Source organism: Novimethylophilus kurashikiensis (genome assembly GCF_003112435.1).
In the GTDB taxonomy this organism is placed as follows: domain Bacteria; phylum Pseudomonadota; class Gammaproteobacteria; order Burkholderiales; family Methylophilaceae; genus Novimethylophilus; species Novimethylophilus kurashikiensis.
Map to the genome: position 1 here is coordinate 175,467 of NZ_BDOQ01000001.1, position 17,698 is coordinate 193,164.

21 protein-coding genes and 1 riboswitch are annotated in these 17,698 nt (G+C 55.5%); of the genes, 3 read left to right on the plus strand and 18 right to left on the minus strand.

The genetic code is table 11. The features are described 5' to 3' along the window. Positions 1-30 precede the first annotated feature (30 nt). Complete coding sequence (locus NMK_RS00825) at positions 31-1,437, minus strand: phosphomannomutase/phosphoglucomutase (RefSeq protein ID WP_305778751.1); 1,407 nt, start codon at positions 1,435-1,437, stop codon at positions 31-33. A 189-nt stretch (positions 1,438-1,626) separates the two neighbouring features. Here NMK_RS00825 and hemN point away from each other — a divergent pair, with 189 nt between their 5' ends. Continuing rightward, complete coding sequence (gene hemN, locus NMK_RS00830) at positions 1,627-2,997, plus strand: oxygen-independent coproporphyrinogen III oxidase (RefSeq protein ID WP_109013856.1); 1,371 nt, start codon at positions 1,627-1,629, stop codon at positions 2,995-2,997. Between the two features lie 16 nt (positions 2,998-3,013). Here hemN and NMK_RS00835 read toward each other — a convergent pair whose 3' ends face one another. The 7 genes from NMK_RS00835 to NMK_RS00860 all read right to left on the minus strand — a co-directional run bounded on the left by NMK_RS00835 (position 3,014) and on the right by NMK_RS00860 (position 7,094). Further along, positions 3,014-3,649, minus strand: coding sequence for a hypothetical protein (locus tag NMK_RS00835; protein WP_109013857.1), 636 nt, complete (start codon positions 3,647-3,649; stop codon positions 3,014-3,016). Further along, positions 3,639-4,031: a hypothetical protein gene (locus NMK_RS18210; RefSeq protein WP_146187109.1), complete on the minus strand. Its 393-nt coding sequence runs from the start codon at positions 4,029-4,031 to the stop codon at positions 3,639-3,641. The genes NMK_RS00835 and NMK_RS18210 overlap by 11 nt, the downstream gene beginning before the upstream one ends. Before the next feature lie 403 nt (positions 4,032-4,434). Further along, positions 4,435-5,229 (minus strand): peptidylprolyl isomerase, encoded by a 795-nt coding sequence (locus tag NMK_RS00840; RefSeq protein ID WP_109013858.1) that lies wholly within the window; start codon positions 5,227-5,229, stop codon positions 4,435-4,437. Between the two features lie 35 nt (positions 5,230-5,264). Continuing rightward, positions 5,265-5,525: a BolA family protein gene (locus NMK_RS00845; protein ID WP_109013859.1), complete on the minus strand. Its 261-nt coding sequence runs from the start codon at positions 5,523-5,525 to the stop codon at positions 5,265-5,267. After that, positions 5,522-5,821, minus strand: a complete 300-nt coding sequence (locus tag NMK_RS00850) for a YciI family protein (RefSeq protein ID WP_109013860.1) — start codon at positions 5,819-5,821, stop codon at positions 5,522-5,524. The genes NMK_RS00845 and NMK_RS00850 overlap by 4 nt, the downstream gene beginning before the upstream one ends. Continuing rightward, on the minus strand, positions 5,821-6,360 hold the full coding sequence (locus NMK_RS00855) for a septation protein A (protein ID WP_109013861.1): 540 nt from the start codon (positions 6,358-6,360) through the stop codon (positions 5,821-5,823). The genes NMK_RS00850 and NMK_RS00855 overlap by 1 nt, the downstream gene beginning before the upstream one ends. Before the next feature lie 134 nt (positions 6,361-6,494). After that, positions 6,495-7,094 carry a hypothetical protein gene (locus NMK_RS00860; RefSeq protein WP_109013862.1) on the minus strand — a complete coding sequence of 200 codons (600 nt, stop codon included), beginning with the start codon at positions 7,092-7,094 and terminating at the stop codon, positions 6,495-6,497. A 367-nt stretch (positions 7,095-7,461) separates the two neighbouring features. On the opposite strand from NMK_RS00860, the gene ompR reads away from it, so the two are divergent. Continuing rightward, positions 7,462-8,163, plus strand: a complete 702-nt coding sequence (gene ompR, locus NMK_RS00865) for an osmolarity response regulator transcription factor OmpR (RefSeq protein WP_109013863.1) — start codon at positions 7,462-7,464, stop codon at positions 8,161-8,163. Then, entirely contained in the window at positions 8,160-9,476 is a 1,317-nt protein-coding gene (locus NMK_RS00870) for an ATP-binding protein (protein WP_109013864.1), read from the plus strand. The genes ompR and NMK_RS00870 overlap by 4 nt, the downstream gene beginning before the upstream one ends. A gap of 63 nt (positions 9,477-9,539) precedes the next feature. Here NMK_RS00870 and NMK_RS00875 read toward each other — a convergent pair whose 3' ends face one another. From NMK_RS00875 to NMK_RS00920, 10 genes are all read right to left on the minus strand, one after another. Further along, positions 9,540-10,511, minus strand: coding sequence for a vWA domain-containing protein (locus tag NMK_RS00875; RefSeq protein WP_109013865.1), 972 nt, complete (start codon positions 10,509-10,511; stop codon positions 9,540-9,542). 15 nt (positions 10,512-10,526) lie between these two features. Then, positions 10,527-11,063: a hypothetical protein gene (locus NMK_RS00880; protein ID WP_109013866.1), complete on the minus strand. Its 537-nt coding sequence runs from the start codon at positions 11,061-11,063 to the stop codon at positions 10,527-10,529. Continuing rightward, positions 11,054-12,031 (minus strand): vWA domain-containing protein, encoded by a 978-nt coding sequence (locus tag NMK_RS00885; protein WP_109013867.1) that lies wholly within the window; start codon positions 12,029-12,031, stop codon positions 11,054-11,056. The genes NMK_RS00880 and NMK_RS00885 overlap by 10 nt, the downstream gene beginning before the upstream one ends. After that, positions 12,028-12,963 carry a hypothetical protein gene (locus tag NMK_RS00890; RefSeq protein ID WP_109013868.1) on the minus strand — a complete coding sequence of 312 codons (936 nt, stop codon included), beginning with the start codon at positions 12,961-12,963 and terminating at the stop codon, positions 12,028-12,030. Before NMK_RS00890 ends, NMK_RS00885 begins: the two co-directional genes overlap by 4 nt. Positions 12,964-12,966: 3 nt before the next feature. Next, entirely contained in the window at positions 12,967-13,830 is an 864-nt protein-coding gene (locus NMK_RS00895) for a DUF58 domain-containing protein (RefSeq protein ID WP_109013869.1), read from the minus strand. Between the two features lie 2 nt (positions 13,831-13,832). Then, positions 13,833-14,849 carry an AAA family ATPase gene (locus NMK_RS00900; RefSeq protein WP_109013870.1) on the minus strand — a complete coding sequence of 339 codons (1,017 nt, stop codon included), beginning with the start codon at positions 14,847-14,849 and terminating at the stop codon, positions 13,833-13,835. A gap of 99 nt (positions 14,850-14,948) precedes the next feature. After that, positions 14,949-15,599 (minus strand): DNA oxidative demethylase AlkB, encoded by a 651-nt coding sequence (gene alkB, locus NMK_RS00905; RefSeq protein WP_109013871.1) that lies wholly within the window; start codon positions 15,597-15,599, stop codon positions 14,949-14,951. A 16-nt stretch (positions 15,600-15,615) separates the two neighbouring features. Next, positions 15,616-16,485, minus strand: a complete 870-nt coding sequence (locus NMK_RS00910) for a DMT family transporter (protein ID WP_265415750.1) — start codon at positions 16,483-16,485, stop codon at positions 15,616-15,618. Between the two features lie 88 nt (positions 16,486-16,573). After that, entirely contained in the window at positions 16,574-16,939 is a 366-nt protein-coding gene (locus NMK_RS00915) for a tautomerase family protein (protein ID WP_109013873.1), read from the minus strand. 19 nt (positions 16,940-16,958) lie between these two features. After that, complete coding sequence (locus NMK_RS00920; RefSeq protein ID WP_109013874.1) at positions 16,959-17,336, minus strand: YybH family protein; 378 nt, start codon at positions 17,334-17,336, stop codon at positions 16,959-16,961. A gap of 253 nt (positions 17,337-17,589) precedes the next feature. Beyond that, positions 17,590-17,676: riboswitch (cyclic di-GMP riboswitch) on the plus strand. The last annotated feature ends 22 nt before the right edge of the window (positions 17,677-17,698 follow it).

Sequence of the window (17,698 nt, forward strand, 5' to 3'; positions counted from 1 at the left end):
TGCGGGCAACGTCTGTGGTTGCCCGGAAAATCAGAAGGGGAGTACTGCCTCCGGCGCGGCCGCCAGGATGATGCGGCGGAACTGTTCCTGGATGCGCTTTAAAGCAGCCTCTGAATCCGCCTCGAAGCGTAGGACCACTACCGGCGTTGTATTGGAAGGCCGCATGAGTCCGAAGCCGTCGTCGTACTCCACGCGCAGGCCGTCAATGCTGATGACCTTCTGCGCGCCTTCGAACTGAGCTTCCTGTTGCAGCCTTGCAATGAGCACGTGCGGCTCGCCTTCTTTCATCTGGATATGCTGTTCCGGCGTGCTAACGCTATCGGGCAGGGCGTTGAGGATGGCGGAAGGGTCGTCGTGGCGGCTGAGGATTTCCAACAGCCGGCAGCCAGCATACAAGCCGTCGTCAAAGCCGTACCAGCGTTCCTTGAAAAACACGTGCCCGCTCATTTCGCCGGCCAAGGCTGCGCCGGTTTCTTTCATCTTGGCTTTAACGAGCGAGTGACCTGTTTTCCACAACAGCGGCTGGCCGCCCTTGGCAGTGATCCAGGCGTCGAGATTGCGAGTGGATTTGACATCGTAAATGATGGTGGCATCGGCTTCGCGGCTCAGCACATCAGCCGCGAACAGCATGAGCTGGCGGTCGGGATAGATAATCTTGCCGTCCTTGGTGACGACGCCCAGTCGGTCGCCGTCGCCGTCAAAGGCCAGGCCGATTTCTGCGTCACCCGCTTTCAATGCGGTAATCAGATCGGTTAAGTTTTCCGGGACAGAGGGATCGGGATGATGGTTGGGGAAATGTCCGTCCACTTCGCAGAACAGTTCCTCGACTTCGCATCCCAGGGCCGTGAATAACGGTTTGGCAATGGCGCCAGCCACGCCGTTACCGCAATCCACTGCAATTCTCATCGGGCGGGCGAGTTTAATGTCGCCGGCAATGCGGGCGATGTAGTCCGCTGCGATGTCGTATCGGCGAAATCCGCCTTCCCCTTCAGTCAAATCGCCTGTCTCGATGCGCCGACGCAAGCCCTGAATTGTTTCGCCGGATAAGGTTTCGCCGCCCAGCACCATTTTGAGGCCGTTGTATTCCGGCGGATTGTGACTGCCCGTGACCATGACGCCGCACTGGGTGCCGAGATGGTGGGCCGCAAAATACACCATGGGTGTCGCCACCATGCCGAGGTCGACCACGGCAATGCCGCTCGCTTGAATGCCTTTGGCCAAGGCTGCGGCGAGGGAAGGGCCTGATAGCCGACCGTCATAACCGATGCAGATCTCCCGCTGGTTTCGTGCAACAGCTTCAGACCCGATCGCGCGACCGATGGCTTCAACGATTTCCGGTGTCAGGGTTTTGCCCACGATGCCGCGAATATCGTAGGCTTTAAAAATCTGCGGGGGGACAGACGAGTCTGTCGGCTGTGGTTGTGCTGCGATATTCACTGAACTTGTCCTGCCAAATGAAATGAGTAAGAGATTTTAACTCAACCGTTTCTATCTTAACGGTTCATGGGTGAGCTTTACCTGTTCGCTAACCCACATTGCATCGAGACGCAAAAGATGAATTAAATTTGTAGCTTAATGCTGACGTTTTAGATATAACGGACATCATTGTCGGAGTATAATTCCTGCATGAATTTCTCGACTGAATTGCTGCATAAATACTGCAAGGCCGGCCCGCGCTACACTTCTTATCCGACCGCGCCTTATTTCCACGAAAGTTTCGGCCCTGCGCAATGGGAAGAAGAGTTGCGTGCGAGCCAGGATAAGGGCCGCGATATCTCGCTCTACGCCCACATCCCGTTCTGCGACACTCTGTGTTACTACTGCGGCTGCAACATGATCGCCACCAAGGATTACAGCAAGGCCGAAGCCTATCTCGACGTGCTGTTCCGCGAAATCGACCATGTGGCAGGCATGACGTCCAAGACCCGCACGGTACGCCAATTGCATTGGGGCGGCGGTACGCCGACTTACCTCAAGCCGGACGATCTGCGTCGGCTTTATCGCTACATTGCGGATCGCTTCAATATCGCGCCTGATGCCGAAGTCGGTTGCGAAATGGATCCGCGCGAGTTGACCCTCGAGCACGTCAAGGCGTTGCGCGAATCCGGATTCAACCGTGTCAGCTTGGGTGTGCAAGATCTGGACGACAAGGTGCAGCATGCGGTCAATCGTGTGCAACCGGAAGCAATGATCCGCGAAGTCTATGGCTGGATTCGCGAAAAAGGCTTCTACAGTGTCAATTTCGACCTCATGATCGGCCTACCGCATCAAACTCCGGAGACATTCGAGCGCACGTTGGACAAGGTTATCGCCATGGCACCGGATCGTTTTGCGGTGTTCAATTATGCCCACGTGCCGTGGATGAAGAAGCATCAAAAGCTGATCGTCGAGGAAACCTTGCCGCAGCTAGAACAGCGCCTTGCGCTGCAAAAGCTCACGCTGGAAAAACTGACGGCTGCAGGCTACGTCTACATCGGCATGGACCACTTCGCCAAGCCCGACGACGAGCTGGTCAAGGCGCAGCGCGAGAAGACGCTATACCGCAACTTCCAGGGCTATACGACGCATAAGAACTGCGACATCCTGGCGTTCGGTGCGTCGGCCATCTCGCAGACTGACGACGTCTACGCGCAAAACGTCAAGGTGTTGTCCGAATATCGTGAACTGATCGAGCAGGGCAAGCTGCCCGTTGAGCGCGGCCTGCGTATTGCGCCGGAAGACAAACTGCGGCGCGATGTCATCACCCGCATCATGTGCGACTTGGAACTCGATAAGGCCAGTTTTGGTCATGCCTGGAACATCGACTTCGATACCTATTTCGCTGCTGCACTGAATGAGTTGGAAGACATGCAAAGCGATGGACTGGTGGTGCTGGCACCTGAGAAAATCAGCGTGACCGAAGCCGGCCGCGTGTTCCTGCGCAATATCGCTATGGCGTTCGACAACTACCTGCATCAGCAGGCAACCAATATTCCGCGTTATTCCAAGACCGTTTAAGTCTTAATGAAGAAAATTATTTGCTGGCTAGCTGAGGTGGTTCTTGAGGATGAACCATTGAATTGGCGGCAATACTGAGCGGGCGAGTTGCCATAGGTATTGATGCTTCGCCAAACTCGATATCTTGATACGCAGCCACAACTACCCCTTGTAGCTTCCCTGGAATAAAAGAGGTGTTTGAAAACACCTCTTTTATTTGGTCTATTGCCAATTGGTCTTCCTCATGGGCTTGGAGTGTTTCGATTCTAACTACTAAGCCATTTCTATCAATAAACAATCGAAGTCGAATGGGCGATCCCGAGAGTTGAAGACCATCCAGACTTTCCAGATCAGGCGCGGACTTAGGTAGCAGAGGAAAGTCCAGCATTGAGGCGGGGATGTAATGATCACTAGACTCGTGCTTGCTTACTGCAGATAACGATGCGGGTTGATTGTTACTGAGTACCGTGTCCTTTCCCTGATCCGTGCTTTTTGTATCAATGATAGTCTCTGAAGTAGGGGGCGTCGTTAGCAAGGTAATTATCATTGGTTTTGTAGTGTGGCCTGGCAATGCTGTAGCTGTGTTATTTATCAACCCAGCTACAATCGTATGCCCCAGTATCGATGTAACCAATGCGAGACAAAGTATCTTATGTTGAGCCTTATTCCACATTGGGTACTTCACGCCAATTCAGGCGTTTTAAATTGATCGATTTTGGGGGAATTGTTTCGTCCGTATTCACGGTCCCAGCACTGTTCCCGCTTTGCACATCCAGCGCCCCGGCGCCGATATTGATAAGTGAGAGATCGGTAATAACGCCACTCCCATCAATGCGAGAGGCGGTTGCATCGTTGGTGGTTCTACTTTTAAGGACCGTTTTCCCTGTAGCGAAATCAAATGCCAGAATTGCGCCTGTTCCTGATGGCGTGCATGGCTGGCCATTAGGTAAATTAACGGCAAATGCGGCTATACCGGATACAACATCGGGATTGATGTAAACGCGCGAGGCGATGCTTGTTATTGAGTCTGCCCACAAATCGAAATACCACCCCACGGAAGAACTTGGGGTACTGCCTATCCCTGTTAAAAGATTTGTATTGGCTGATAATTGATCGCGAGTAATGGGAAATTGATTGCCTGAGGGTACCTACAACTTGTTTTAACTTATGTCACGGCTATCTCGATGGGAAAATAGCCAATTTGGAACTCTATAACCCAGCGAGAGCAACCCAAGCTCGCGTGATTGAATGCACTAAGATTACTTAATCCATGACACTTTTTCATGCATTAATATGATGCTTATTTATCCATAAAATAGCCGGCATGACTAGTGGGTGTTTCCCTAAAGTAATGTAAGGAATTGCTTATCATTTTTATGATGTAAGTTCTGTAGGACATAAAAAAAGACACGGGGCTGTTTAAGCCCCGTGTCTTATGATTCAGTAAGAGTTATATTTTTATTTTTTGCTGGTGTTGTCCACGATCTTGGCCTTGGCGCGCAGGTCGTTGACTAGTTTCTCGAGCTGTTGCTTTTGCAGGTTGTTACGCAGCTCGTCCTTAACCTTATCGAATGCTGGCGGTTGGGCATCGCGGGTATCTTCCAGCTTGATCACATGCCAGCCGAACTGGGTTTGCACTGGAGCGGCGGTGTACTTGCCCTTTTGCAGTGAGGAAACCGCATCGCTAAACGGCTTCACCATGGCTGCAGGCGGGAACCAGCCTAAATCGCCGCCCTTGTCCTTGGAGCCCGGATCCAGCGATTTCTCGCGAGCGATCTTAGCGAAATCGCCGCCCTTGCCGAGTTGGGCGATGATGTCCTTGGCTTCCTGCTCGGTCTTCACCAGGATGTGGCTGGCTTTGAATTCCTTGTCGCCCATTTGTGCCTTGAACTTGTCGTATTCGGACTTCAGCGTAGCGTCGCTAATGGGGTTCTTCTTGACGTAGTCCTGCAGGTAGCTGTTGACCAGCAGCTCGCGACGCATCAGTTCTTCCTTGGCCTGATAATCCGGCTGCTTATCGAAACCCGATTTTTGGGCTTCCTGGGCAATTAATTCGCTGCTGATGAGCTTGTTGATGATGACGGCACGGATGTTGTCATCGACCTTCTGGCCGCGTGCCGTCGCATCCTTGACGATGTAATCGACTAGCGATTGCTTGATGGGCTTGCCGTTGACGGTCGCCGGATCTGCAGCTTGCGCGGATACAGCCGCGGCCAGGAGCAGGACGCCGAGGAGCTTGGAAATAACACGCATTTTATTTTCCTTGGGGATTGAAATCAGGGAGTGGATCAGGGTTGTTCGCCAGGAGCGTAGGCGCGGATGCTCAAGGCATGGATTTGTGTGGGAATCAGGTCGCCTACGGCTTCGTAAACTAAACGATGGCGCATTATGGTGGATTTTCCTGCGAATTGCGAGCTTTCGACCAGTATCGTGTAATGACCGCCACCACGATTTCCGGCATGGCCAGCATGCTGGGCGCTATCGTCCTGGATTTCCAGTTTTGTCGGGGCCAGCGCGGCGAGACGCTGCTTAAGTAGATCGAGGCTCAAGGCAGGGTTTTTCTAAATGGCTTGACCGTCACGCGGCAGAATACGCCTTCCGTGGCGAAGGGGTCGGCGGCTGCCCAGGTTTCCGCTTCTTGTTGGGAGGTAAATTCAGCGACGATCAAACTGCCGCTAAACCCCGCGGGTCCCGGATCGACGCTGTCGATGGCGGGGAAAGGCCCAGCCAGGACTAGTCTGCCTTCATCCTTGAGCTTGTTCAGTCGCTCGAGATGCGGCGGGCGAACTGCCATTCGTTTTTCCAGGCTATTGGGCGCATCTTCGCCGATGATGGCATACAGCATTATTTAACCTCTTCATCTTCAACGTATTTGGAAAGCAGCACGCTTTGGAGCAGGACGAAGATGATCATCAATCCTGTCGCCCCGAACAGCTTGAAATTGACCCAGATGTTGGTCGGATAGTGAAAGGCCACATAGAGGTTGGCAATTCCCAACAGGGCGAAGAAAACTGCCCAGGCACGGTTGAGGTTACGCCACACCGGAGGTGGCAATTGCACTTGTTGCTGCAGCATGTCGCGCAACAGATTTTTGTGCCAGATCAGTTCGGTCACGATCAGGATGGCGGCGAACATCCAATACAGTACGGTGGGCTTCCACTTGATGAAGGTTTCGTCGTGCAACAGCAACGTGGCGCCGCCGAAGACTACGACAATGATGCCACTTGCCATCAGCATGCCGTCCACCTTGCCATGGCGCCATTTGACCCAGGCGATCTGGCATAAGGTCGCGATAATTGCGGCTGCCGTGGCGGCGAAGATGCCGCCTAGCTTGAAAATGGCAAAAAACAGGATGACGGGAAACAGGTCGAAGAGAAATTTCATGCGACGTAACGGCGGCCCATTCAAGATGGGATTAAGACCGTAAGAGTTTACAAAAGCTCAATAATGAAATGCCGCAGGGAAGATTGCAAATGTTTTAGCAGAACTACCGAGCGGGGGAATCGGATTATTGGCGATCAGGAAAGCGAGGATGCTGAATCGGACGGGGCAGAATCATTCTGGCTTGGCTGTTTCTTCCCGCGTTTAGGTTTGTCGGTCGCGCTGTCGGAGTCTTTCTTGCCGCGCTTCTTTTCGATGGGTAGCAAAGACTCTTTTTCCTTGTCCTTTGCCAGCTTCGGGTCGAGCACTTCCCGTTTTTTGTCGTAGACGGCCTTCATTTCGTCGATGGTGATGATGCCGTCGTGATTGGCGTCGATTTCATCGAAATGACGTGCCAGGCCCGGCATGTTTTCTTCGGCCTCGCTGCGTGAAATGCTGTTGTCGTGATCGGTATCTGCGCGTTGCAGGCGTTCCTGAATCTTGAGGCGCATCAATTGGCGCCGCGATTCGATTTGGTCGTGATCGGGATAAACAGTGCCTGAATGATTTTGCAGGTCGTAATTGAAGCGCTGCCGTTCTTCCGGGCTCATGCGCTGTTCGAGGCTGGGGGGGGAAGGTTTGAGTTCTGAAGATTCTGGTGCGGAGGGCTGTTTGGAGACGTCCTGTTCGCTCGCATTGAGCGGAACATAAAGCGCCATCAGAAAAGCGGCGCCGGCAGTCAGAATCAAATTGTTCATATAGTCGTCACGTCTCAGAAGCTGTTAAAACAAGGAGTTGTGTTTGGTTGCCCCTGATTTTTCAGCATTACATTTGCCCATGCTTATACTACTTTGTGATTCCGTATTCAATGTCCTGACCGACATTGTCGACCAAGTCTAACCCTAGAATTTTCCACGACTTTAAGTGCTTATTCAACCAATCCATCAACCCTGCCCCAACCATGGGCGTTTTTGAAAGGGAATGTACAGCGAAGGTGCAAGTTAACAATTGATTGTTAACCAGTTATTTCTATTCGTCGGCTGAATGTAAGTGATTTGTAACAATTGCGATGCAATTGATTTAAACTTGTTGAATGCCGTTGTAACCTCGGTAAAATCGCCAATTATGAGTAAACGGATATTAGTCGTCGACGACGATGTGCGCTTGCGCGAGTTGCTGGTTCGCTATTTGAGCGAGCAAGGCTATGCTGTGGAAGCGGCCAGCGATGGGGCGGCCATGGACAAGCTTCTTGCGCAGCAAGAATACGACCTGCTCGTGCTCGATCTCATGATGCCGGGAGAAGACGGCCTCACCATTTGCCGTCGCTTGCGCGGCACCGGCAAGGATATCCCGATCGTCATGTTGACGGCCAAGGGGGATGAGGTCGATCGTATCGTGGGCCTGGAAATGGGCGCAGACGATTACTTGCCCAAACCTTTCAACCCTCGTGAACTCCTGGCCCGCATCAATGCCGTATTGCGTCGCCGCGCGCCTGCTGAACCCGAAGTTGCCGATACTGCGCTCAATTTCGGCCCGTTCCGTCTCGAAATCATCACGCGCCGCCTGATTCGCGGCGACGAAGTCATTTCTCTGACCAGCGGGGAATTTAACCTGCTGCATGTGCTGGTTACGCATCCCCGCCAGCCGCTTTCTCGCGACCGCTTGATGGAATTGGCGCGAGGACGAGAAATGGACGCCTTCGACCGCAGCATCGACGTGCAAATCTCGCGTTTGCGCAAACTTATTGAACCTGAACCTTCCTCTCCCCGTTACATCCAGACGGTCTGGGGCTACGGCTACGTCTTCGTTCCCGACGAGCAGTCATGAGCCTGGTGCCGCGTACGCTCCAGGCACGCATTGTCGTGCTTATTTTGCTGTTGCTGGCTGTCGGCCAGTACCTCGCCCTGCGGCTGTTCGACGAATTCGAGCTGGAACCCCGTGCCGCCGCCGGCGCCTTGCAAATTGTCAGTACTGTCAAGCTCACACGTCTTGCCGTCCTGGCCGCGCAGGACGACCGTCGACTCGATTTGCTCCAGGAACTCAACCAGAGCGAAGGCATCCGCATTTATTCCTTCGATCCCCTCGAAGAAATCGACCCGCTGCCTAACGATCCGCTAATCCAGCGCATCGCTAAAAAAGTGCGCGAGCAGTTGGGCGATAAGACCATCATCGCGGTGAACCATCTCGATCTTCCCGGATTGTGGGTGAGCTTCGATATCGGCATCGACGACTACTGGTTGGTCATTCCCAGTATCAAGACTTCGCATCCCATTCCATGGCAGTGGATGGGTTGGGGGGCTGTGGTGCTGGTGTTGTCGCTGTTCGGTGCATGGCTCATCATGGGGCGCATCAATCGGCCGTTGCGCCAATTAGCCCAGGCTGCAGATGCTATCGGCCGGGGAGAGCGCGTCAACAAGCTGCCCGAGGCCGGAGCAGTGGAATTTGCCCGCGTGACCCATGCCTTCAACGAAATGAGCGAAGCTTTGGCGCGTACCGAGGCCGATCGAAATCTGCTGCTGGGGGGGGTGTCCCACGACCTGCGTACACCGTTGGCGCGACTGCGTTTGTCGGTGGAAATGCTGGACCAAGAGACTGACCTCAAGTCGGGCATGGTGCAGGACATCGACGACATGGATGCCATCATTCGCCAGTTCCTGGCCTACGTGCGGGGTGCTGAAGGCGAGGTTGAGGTGACGGGCGACGTCAATCAGTTGATTCGTGATATCTCCGAACGGTATGAGCGTCAGGGGCGTCGGCCAACACTTGAGCTAGGTCGCGTTCCCCAGTTTGCTTTCCGCCCACTCGCCATGCAGCGCTTGATTACCAACTTGGTGGACAACGCTTATCACTACGGCGGAAGCTCGGTGACAGTTCAAACCCGCGTCAAGGACAGCCGCTTGATGCTAAGCGTGCTGGATCGCGGTCCCGGTTTGCCGGAAGGCGAAACCGAACGTCTCTTGCGTCCGTTCGAGCGACTGGACACGTCGCGGGGCCGAGAAGGCGGCTCCGGATTGGGGCTTGCCATCGCCACTCGCATCGCGCGCCTACACGATGGGGAAATCAAGCTCAAGAACCGCAAGGATGGCGGCTTGGAGGCGATGGTGATCATCCCCTTGAAGCCGGAAATCCGGCTGTTCTAGGGCTGATTATTCTTTAAGTTGCTCCGGGAGAGCTTCCGCCAGGAGGCTCTGTCGGTTCTGAGATCAGCTCCGGCGCAACAGGCGCAGGTGCTTCAGCACGGCGAGCGGATGCTTGGGGAAATGAGCCGCCAGCAATAGTAGCGCTGCCAGCGCGGCGAGGATGTCCTGAATCTCGAACGGTGCAATATCGCGGCGTGCCGGTTTCTGTTCTTTCATCGCCGACAGTATCGAATGCAGGCTATCGCCTCGCACATAAACGCCGCTCACTTCCTTCGCCAGCGACTTCATGTAGTCCTCATCCAGCTTGGATAGATAACGGTCGCCTTCGCCGGCCGCCACGTTGTTGTCGCGCACCCCCAGGTTCTGCTCCGAGATTTGGGCGATGCCTGGCTGCATGGCAAAACTGTCACCCGCCCAATAGCCGATCAACTGGTTTTTTTCGTCCAGCTTGGGGATCGCTGTTCCTTTCCCGCTGCCGACACCAACCAGTAGCCAACCGTTGCCGCCCTGGAAATTGGTCAGGTCGCGGGTATTGAAAGCATGCAGGCGAGGGGCTTCTTCACCGTCGGTGAAAAAAACGACTTGCGCAGGCTCAGGCAGGGATCGCAGGGTGCGGGCAACAGACAGCATGCTTTCGCGGATGCGGCTATTGCCCGACCACGCCATGCGCCAGTCCAAATGATCGATCGTATCCTGGATCGCGGCATAGTTGGCGCAGACCTCGATGGGCGCGTAAATGTCGGCCACGCTCACCCCGGCAAATAGCGCCAGGCTCATACGCGTGCCGCACGGCATTTGTGAAACGATATCGTGCAGCGTCTGGCGGGTATAGGCGATACGACTCACAGCTTTGCCGTTGAGTGTGGCATCTTCCACGTTCATGCTCTGGGAGATATCCACCACGAACATGTAGCTGTAGATGTTGCGCTGTACCGGAACTGTGGGTTTGAAGAGCGCGACAATGAGCAGCACCAGGGCCGCTGACAGCAGGGCTGCATCGCGGTGATGGCGTAAGTAATCGAACAGTTTTCTCATTACCCTATCCCCGGCTTAAGGCAGGCCGACCGGAATGTTGCCCATGATCAACCCTGGTGTATCCGATTCGCCCACACCAGGTGTCGGCGTTGCCGGCAGCATGGTGAGCAGGCGGTCCAGGTTATGGCGGGTATCCCAATGGCTGTTGTCGAGCTTGAGCGACTGCACGTAGGCTGACTTGGCCTGACGCATCAGGTATTCGGCCTCGGCGCGAACGGTGATATTGGTGCCGTTGATGGCGAGCCCGCGCAGGAAGAAGATATTGCCGATGTTGTGCTGCACTGCCGAACGATGGTTCGCGTCCCCCACTTCAGCCAATTGCAGGAACTGCAAGGTCGCGTCCTTGTAGCGGCCGCTGTTGGCGAGCCAGTAAGCGGTCGAGAACTTGGCCTCGTAGGATTGGGTATCGGTCGTTGGTGTCTTGCCGTGCGATACCGCCTGATTGAAGGCATCAATCTGGTGTATACGATACACCTGCGAAGCCGCGCCCGCAGCGCTAGCCACGGCGACTGCCGCGAGTACCCAGGTCAATGTCTTTGCGCTCAGTGCCACGATCTTACCTCCAGATATTTCACGCCCAGCAGCAGCGCGATCATGAATGCCGCCAGGAAAAAGCAATGCTGCGAGAAGTCGCGCCCCGGAATTTGCTCCACGTAGCGGATGGGTTTCTTCTCCTTGCTGTTGATGTCCTCGATGGCCATCGCCAGCGATTTCGGATCTTCCGCCTCGTAGGCGTGGAAGGGAGACTTCAGCGTTTTAAAGTACTCGTACAATTCGATTTCTGGCGGCAGCGCTGCGTTCTCAGGCGGCTTGTAGTTGGTATCAAAAATACTCAGGCCACCCGGCTGGCGCAGCACGATCCAGTACAGCGTGATGTGCATGTGGTCCAGCCAATCGCGTACCTTTTGCTGCACGTCGTCGCTCACGCGGCCGGCGCCGTCGGACAGTAGGATGATGGCGCGCGAACCGGAGTCCGGTACCTTGTCGAACAGCGCGATGCCCGATGTCAAGCCGCTGCCGATGTTGGTCTGGAACAGCGCCGTGCCTGCGGCTGCCTGAACGGCGGCGAGAATGGCTTCGCGGTTTTGCGTCAGCGGCATCACGTACATGGCCGAGTTACTGAACGTCACCATGCCGAACATGTCGTTCTTGCGTTGGTTGATGAACTGTGTGATCAAGCGGCTGGCGGCTGCCGATTTGGTTTCGCCCACGCGGCCGTTGGTAGTGCCGGAGAAGGGATCGTCCATACTGGCGCTGCGGTCGATGACGAGGGCGATTTGTGCGCCTTCGCCGATTTTTTCCACTTGCTGCTGAGCGCTATGCGGCCCGGCCATTCCCAACAGAATAAACAATAGGGCGAGCGCCGCAAGAATTTTCAGCAGTAGTCCGACGAGGTCGGACAGCGGATCGCTGGGTAACAGTTGTAGCCACGAGTAAGCACGGCTGTGATGGCGTTCCAGCAGCAGCGGTAATGCCGCCAGCGGCAGCAAAAAGAGTATCCAAGGGGTGTCAAAACTCACTTCATACCCCGTTCACAATTGCGGCAAGCCAGGCAGAACTGGCGCAGCCAAGCCATAGGCGCTTGATCGAGGCCATGCGGTGCCGTGGGTTCGAAGAACACGTGGCGCGACAGCTTGAAGAATTGATCCAGCCCTGCCGTGACGGGCAAGAAGCCCGGCTTGCTTTCAAGCAATCCCGTCGCGTTGAACACCGTGCTGCCCGCGGTTTTGTTGAGTGCTTCATGTACCCGGACGACAGCCTTTTTCAGACCCTCGTCGTCCGCCGGCAGTTTGCGTAACTCGCGATAGGCCTTGGCGAACGGACCGCCCATGCGGGGCAGCCAGGTGTTGACGCCCAGCACATAGAGCAAGCCCACCAGGGAGAGTGCGAACACGGCCAAACATGCTTTAAGCGCTAGTTGATGACGGCTATCGTCCATCAAGAAAGGTCCGCGGAACGGGCTCATGTCCTTTTCCACGATCACTTGGCCGTAGGTGGCAATAGGCGAGATACGGAAATTCCAGGAAGGCACGCGATAGTCGAACTGCTTGCCTTCGGCGCTGAACTTGATGACCTCGCCGGGCAGCGTCGCAGGTTTGGCGACGACGTTATTGGTGAATATCTGGTAAGCCAGCGTGATGACATAGCGGTTGGTGTCCCCGCCGCTTGTTTCATCCACCCCGATGCGGCTTAACACGATGCCGGTGGGCTGGTTTTTCCAGCGCCGTTCGTAACCGACGATGGGCAGCGAGGTTTTCACCAACTGATAAGGCTTTTTCACTTCCAACGTAACCGTACGCTCGAGAATGTCGCCGACAGTGAAACCGACGTTGCGGTCGGGGTTGGCCACGGAAATCTTGACGCGGGAATCTTGCGGCAGGTCTTCGGCGGGCGTCATGTCGGCCAATGCCGGGGTTACCGCGAGAAGCAGGAGCAGGAGTAGTTTTTTCATAAGTTACGCAGCAACGAACTGGTAGAAATATTCGGTCATGTCGTCCGCCTTGAAGCGTTCTTCAACGAAAAATGGCGGCATGTCGTAGCGCATGAACAGGTTGCGCAGCTGAGTACGGCGAGCCTCGAAGGCTTCAGCGATGCGTTCGCGGTAGCCGCGTCGCAGGAACAGCGTTCGCCGTGCCCCGGTTTCGGCATCCGTCACGCTGGTGATGCCGAATTCCGGTAGCTTCTTGTATTCCGCACCGTCCCACAGCACCACCGGCACCACATGGTGGCGCATGAGGCTGCTCAAGGCTTTTTCCAGCGCCTCGGCTGGCATATGGAAGTCCGAGATCAAGAACACCAAAGCGCGTTCGCGCGACAGGAATTGATCTGCGTCCAGCAAGCCCCTGGCACCTCGGCTTGCCGGGCGGTAACCACGTAGCCGTTCGGCAAGTTCGAACGCGCCGTGCACCTTGGTGGTGGAGGTAAACAGCCAGTCCTCGCGGATATCGTCGTCGAAGCCGATAAAGCCGAAGGGATCGTTCACGCGATAGGCGGAATAAGCGGCAGAAGCGCAGATGTCAGCCGCCAGTTCCAGCTTGCTGCGCTCGCCCACGAACCCCATGGAACCAGAGAGATCGCACACCACGTACACCGGAATCGAGCTTTTCTGGTTGAACATCCGTACGTGGATTTGCTCCGTCGGGTCGCGCAGAGTCTGGCGCAAGTCGATGCGGCGCGGATCGGGATAGGCGATCAGCGGCGCATGGCCGCGGAACTCCATGCCGAGCCCGGTCTGGATGCTCGAATGCCGTCCCGGATGACGCCCCTTGGAGCGCCAGCCGATGTGATAGCTGAATTCTTGAGCCGGGTTTTGCTGCATGGTCAGGGCGCAGCGACGGCGGCGATGGTGTTGGTCAGCAGTTCGCGGGCGATTTCCGTGCGGCGCATTTCGTAGACCGGGCTGAATACCAGGCGGTGCGCAATGGTTTCGTGGAACACGGCGTGAATGTCTTCCGGCAATATCGCTTCGCGACCGTTGAGCCAGGCGTTCACACGGGCAGCCCGCAGCATCATGCTCATGCCGCGCGGGCTGGCGCCGGCCAATACCAAGCGGGAAGTATCGATGCCTTCGACCTTGATGCCGAACTGATGCGGTGCCTTGATGGCGAGCCACAGGTCGAGCGCGTAGCGGCGTAGCGTCGGGCTTGCCTGGATGTGGTCTTGCAGCACCACCGCCATGTGGTTGAGCTGGTCGAAGTGCAGCACGTCCGGCTTGACGCCTTCCACCAGTTTGTCGGCGTTGTGGAAGCGCGTGTTGAACATCAGCGATTCCATGATCTCGGCATCCTGCGGCACGGCGATGGGGATTTCCATCATGAAACGGTCGCGCGCAGCGGAGGGGATTTCGAAAGTTTCTTCCTTTTCCACCTGGTTGCGGTCGGCGAACACCAGCATGTGCGGGAAGTGATGTTCCTTGTTGAATGCCGACAAGGTGCGCTCTGCCATGACGCGCAGCAGCAGGGAGTGCACTTGCGGACGGGCGCGGTTGATTTCGTTGAAGAAGAACACCGCCAGGTTTTCGCCGCAACGCAGGAGCGGGCCGGCATCTACGTGGGGGCGGCCGTCTTCGCCGAGGTAGGTGTGGTAAACGAGGTCGTTCGGCATCAAGTCGATGGTGCCTTCGATCCGCTCGTAGCCGCCACCGATGCCGCGCGTAAAGGCACGCAGCAGCGTGGTCTTGCCCACGCCGACATCGCCCTCCAGCAGCACGTGGCCGCGGGCGAAAATTGCAGTGGTTATCAGGCGCACTGGGCGCTGCTGGCCCACGACCACCTTGTTGATCTCGGTTTCCAGTTCCAGCGCGTGTTCGCGCCAGTCGGCTAGTTGATTGTCGGCCATGAGTATCCTCGGGAAAGTAACGTAGCGTTAATTTTTATACAGATCAGTATAACCAATTTTTCATTTAGCAACCATGACCACAAAATTATTTTGCGAAGTTCAGCCGGCCTTGCGGAAAGTGAGGTTGATGCGAGCCGTATCCAGTAGCGGATGCCGCCCTGATTTGAGGGGAAGGATGCCGTGGTAGCGCAATCGATCCGCGCCACCCCAAACTACGACATCGCCATGCGTGAGCGGAATGCGCTCTGTCTTGTCGTTGCGACGTAGTCCGCCGAATAAAAATACTGCCGGGAGGCCGAGCGACACCGAGACGATAGGCTGGGTGAAGTCGAGTTCGTCCTTGTCCTGGTGCAGCCCCATTTTGCTGCCGGGTTCATAGCGATTGATGAGGCAGGCGTCCGGCATAAAATCGGCATATCCGGCTTCTGCCGCAGCAGAAGTTGCCAATTGGAAAAAGACTTCTGGCATGGCTGGCCAAGGGTGTTCGCTTGCCGGATTCACAGGGGAATAGCGATAGCCTCGCAGATCGGTGACCCAGCCCAGTTCCCCGCAATTGCTCATGGCGACCGACATGCCATAGCCGCCAGGCGTGACCATATGGCGGAATGGGGCTGCGTCAATAACTGCATTTAGCGCAGCCAATAGCCGAGTTTGATAGGGAAGCGCAAAACCGCGTAGGAGCAGGGAGCCTGGTCCCAGTCGCTGGCGGGGTGGCAATGGATCGTTGTCGAACAAATCCTGGGTGGTCATGACTGGGAGCCCTATCTTAAGTAGGGTGCGTCTTGCCGCGTTTGGTCGCCCATACGCTCAACACGCCGCTGCTAGTGATTAGCGCGATTGCGACCCATTGATCGAAAGATAAAACTTCACCCCACAGTACGATGCCGAACAAACTCGCAAAGACCACAGTGCTATAAGCCAAACTGCCCGCCACCAGCGGTTGCCCTTTGCGATAGGCGCGAGTCATGGCGAGTTGGGCGAGAGTGGCTGATGTGCCCATGCTGACCAGTAAGATCAGATCGGCGGCATGTAACGGGTGAAATGTTTCGAGCGACATCCATGCGCCACTGCCCAAGGTGCTGACCAATGTGAAGTAGAACACGGTACGCCACTCCGGTTCGCCGATACGTCCCAGTTGGGTGACTTGATAGTAGGCCCAGCCTGCCATCGCGCCGGAAAGTAAACCAATAAGGCTGGCCCGCCATTGATCTTCCTGCATGGTTGGATTAAGCAGCGTGATTACACCGATAAAGCCAAGGATCATGGCAGCGATCAAGATACGATTAATAGCAACGCGCATCAGCATCGCCGTGATCATGGCAAGAAACAACGGTGAGGTGTAGTTGAGGGTGATGGCCGTGGCCAGCGGCAGTTTGGTGATGGCATAGAAGAACATCATCATCGAGATAAAGCCCACGATGCTACGGGAGAAATGCATTTGCCAACGTGGCGTAGCAAGCGGCAGGTTTTGTGCCCGGGTAATGACGAGAATGGTGAGAAAACCGAACAGCGAGCGGTAGAACACCAGTTGTGCTGTGGAATAGCGTGCTGCACCCAGCTTGACGCACACGCCCATGACTGCGAAAAAAATACCTGCGACCAGCATCCACAAGCTGCCGCGTACCGTGGTTCTCAAAGCAATATCCGGAGTGGCGTCCCGAGCGGGACAATGCTGCGGATTATGCCAGAGCAGGCTGACGGCAGTTGTGGCTCACAGCCCTGCATCACACCACGAATTGCGCGACGCCGTCCTTGAATGACCAGTCGATGTCGTGGTTTTCAGTGATTGTGATCAATACGTTAGCGGGCTTGATGCCCGGATTTTGCGCCAGGTTCTCTACCACCTTGTTGTAGAACGCCTGCTTGGCCTTGTTGGAGCGGCCGGCGCGCATGACGAGGTGCATCATCACGCGATCCTCGGTGCGGTCCTGGTACTCCATGCAAGCTTGGTCGAGTTCATGGATGACCTGGTAGCGGTCGTCCTCCGGGAAGCCCATGGTCTCGATGACGGCGCTATTGATGCCGTCCGCGACGGCTTTGACGTATTCCGGGCTTTTGCCCTTGAGAATGGAAATGGTCACGAACGGCATATCAGGTCTCCAGATAGAGTTAAGCAGCAGCGTTCCATGTATGAAGGCGGATCAGCCACTGCCCGCCGGCGTTCTTTTCCAGCACACTGGTCAGGATGCCGCCGAAATGCGGCTTGCTACCGTTGCTTTCCGCGCCGAACGCACCCCACTTGGCTACCTGGTAGCGGACCTGGTCGTTGCCGCCGGATTCCACCACTTCAATGGTGTGGCCGTTGACTCCATTGTCAAAAAAGCCCTGAAACAATTGCCGTATGGCATCACGGCCATGAATGGTGGCACCGTTGCCGGGGGAGAGCAGGGCAGTTTCGGCATACAGCGCGGCCAGAGCTGCGCTGTCGCCACTGTTAAAAGCATCGTTCCACGCTTGGTTAGCTGCGGTAAAGAAATCTTGGGTCATAAAAGCATCCTTCAGGTTAGTTAATGTTGAATAAGGTTTGTGCTCCATTAATCATCTGCAAGATTGGAGCGATGCAAAGCAAATGTTGTTTCGTGAATTTATTGTATAAGTTAACATATAGTAAGCCAGCTAACAAATAATCAGTGATCTTCTTTCGTCCATATCTTGGCAACAAGGCATGCTCGTCATCATGGATTTATAGAAGTCCGTATGTTAACGTTGGTTAATGGCCTCATTCGTGAGGTTTTCTTGTTTCAGACAAAGGCAAACTCGGCCGAAAGGCGAGGACGCAAAACCACCGGTCTAAGTGGCATCGCCATACGACAGCGGGGTTGCCGTATCCCGTTTCCTTTGTCTTTTCG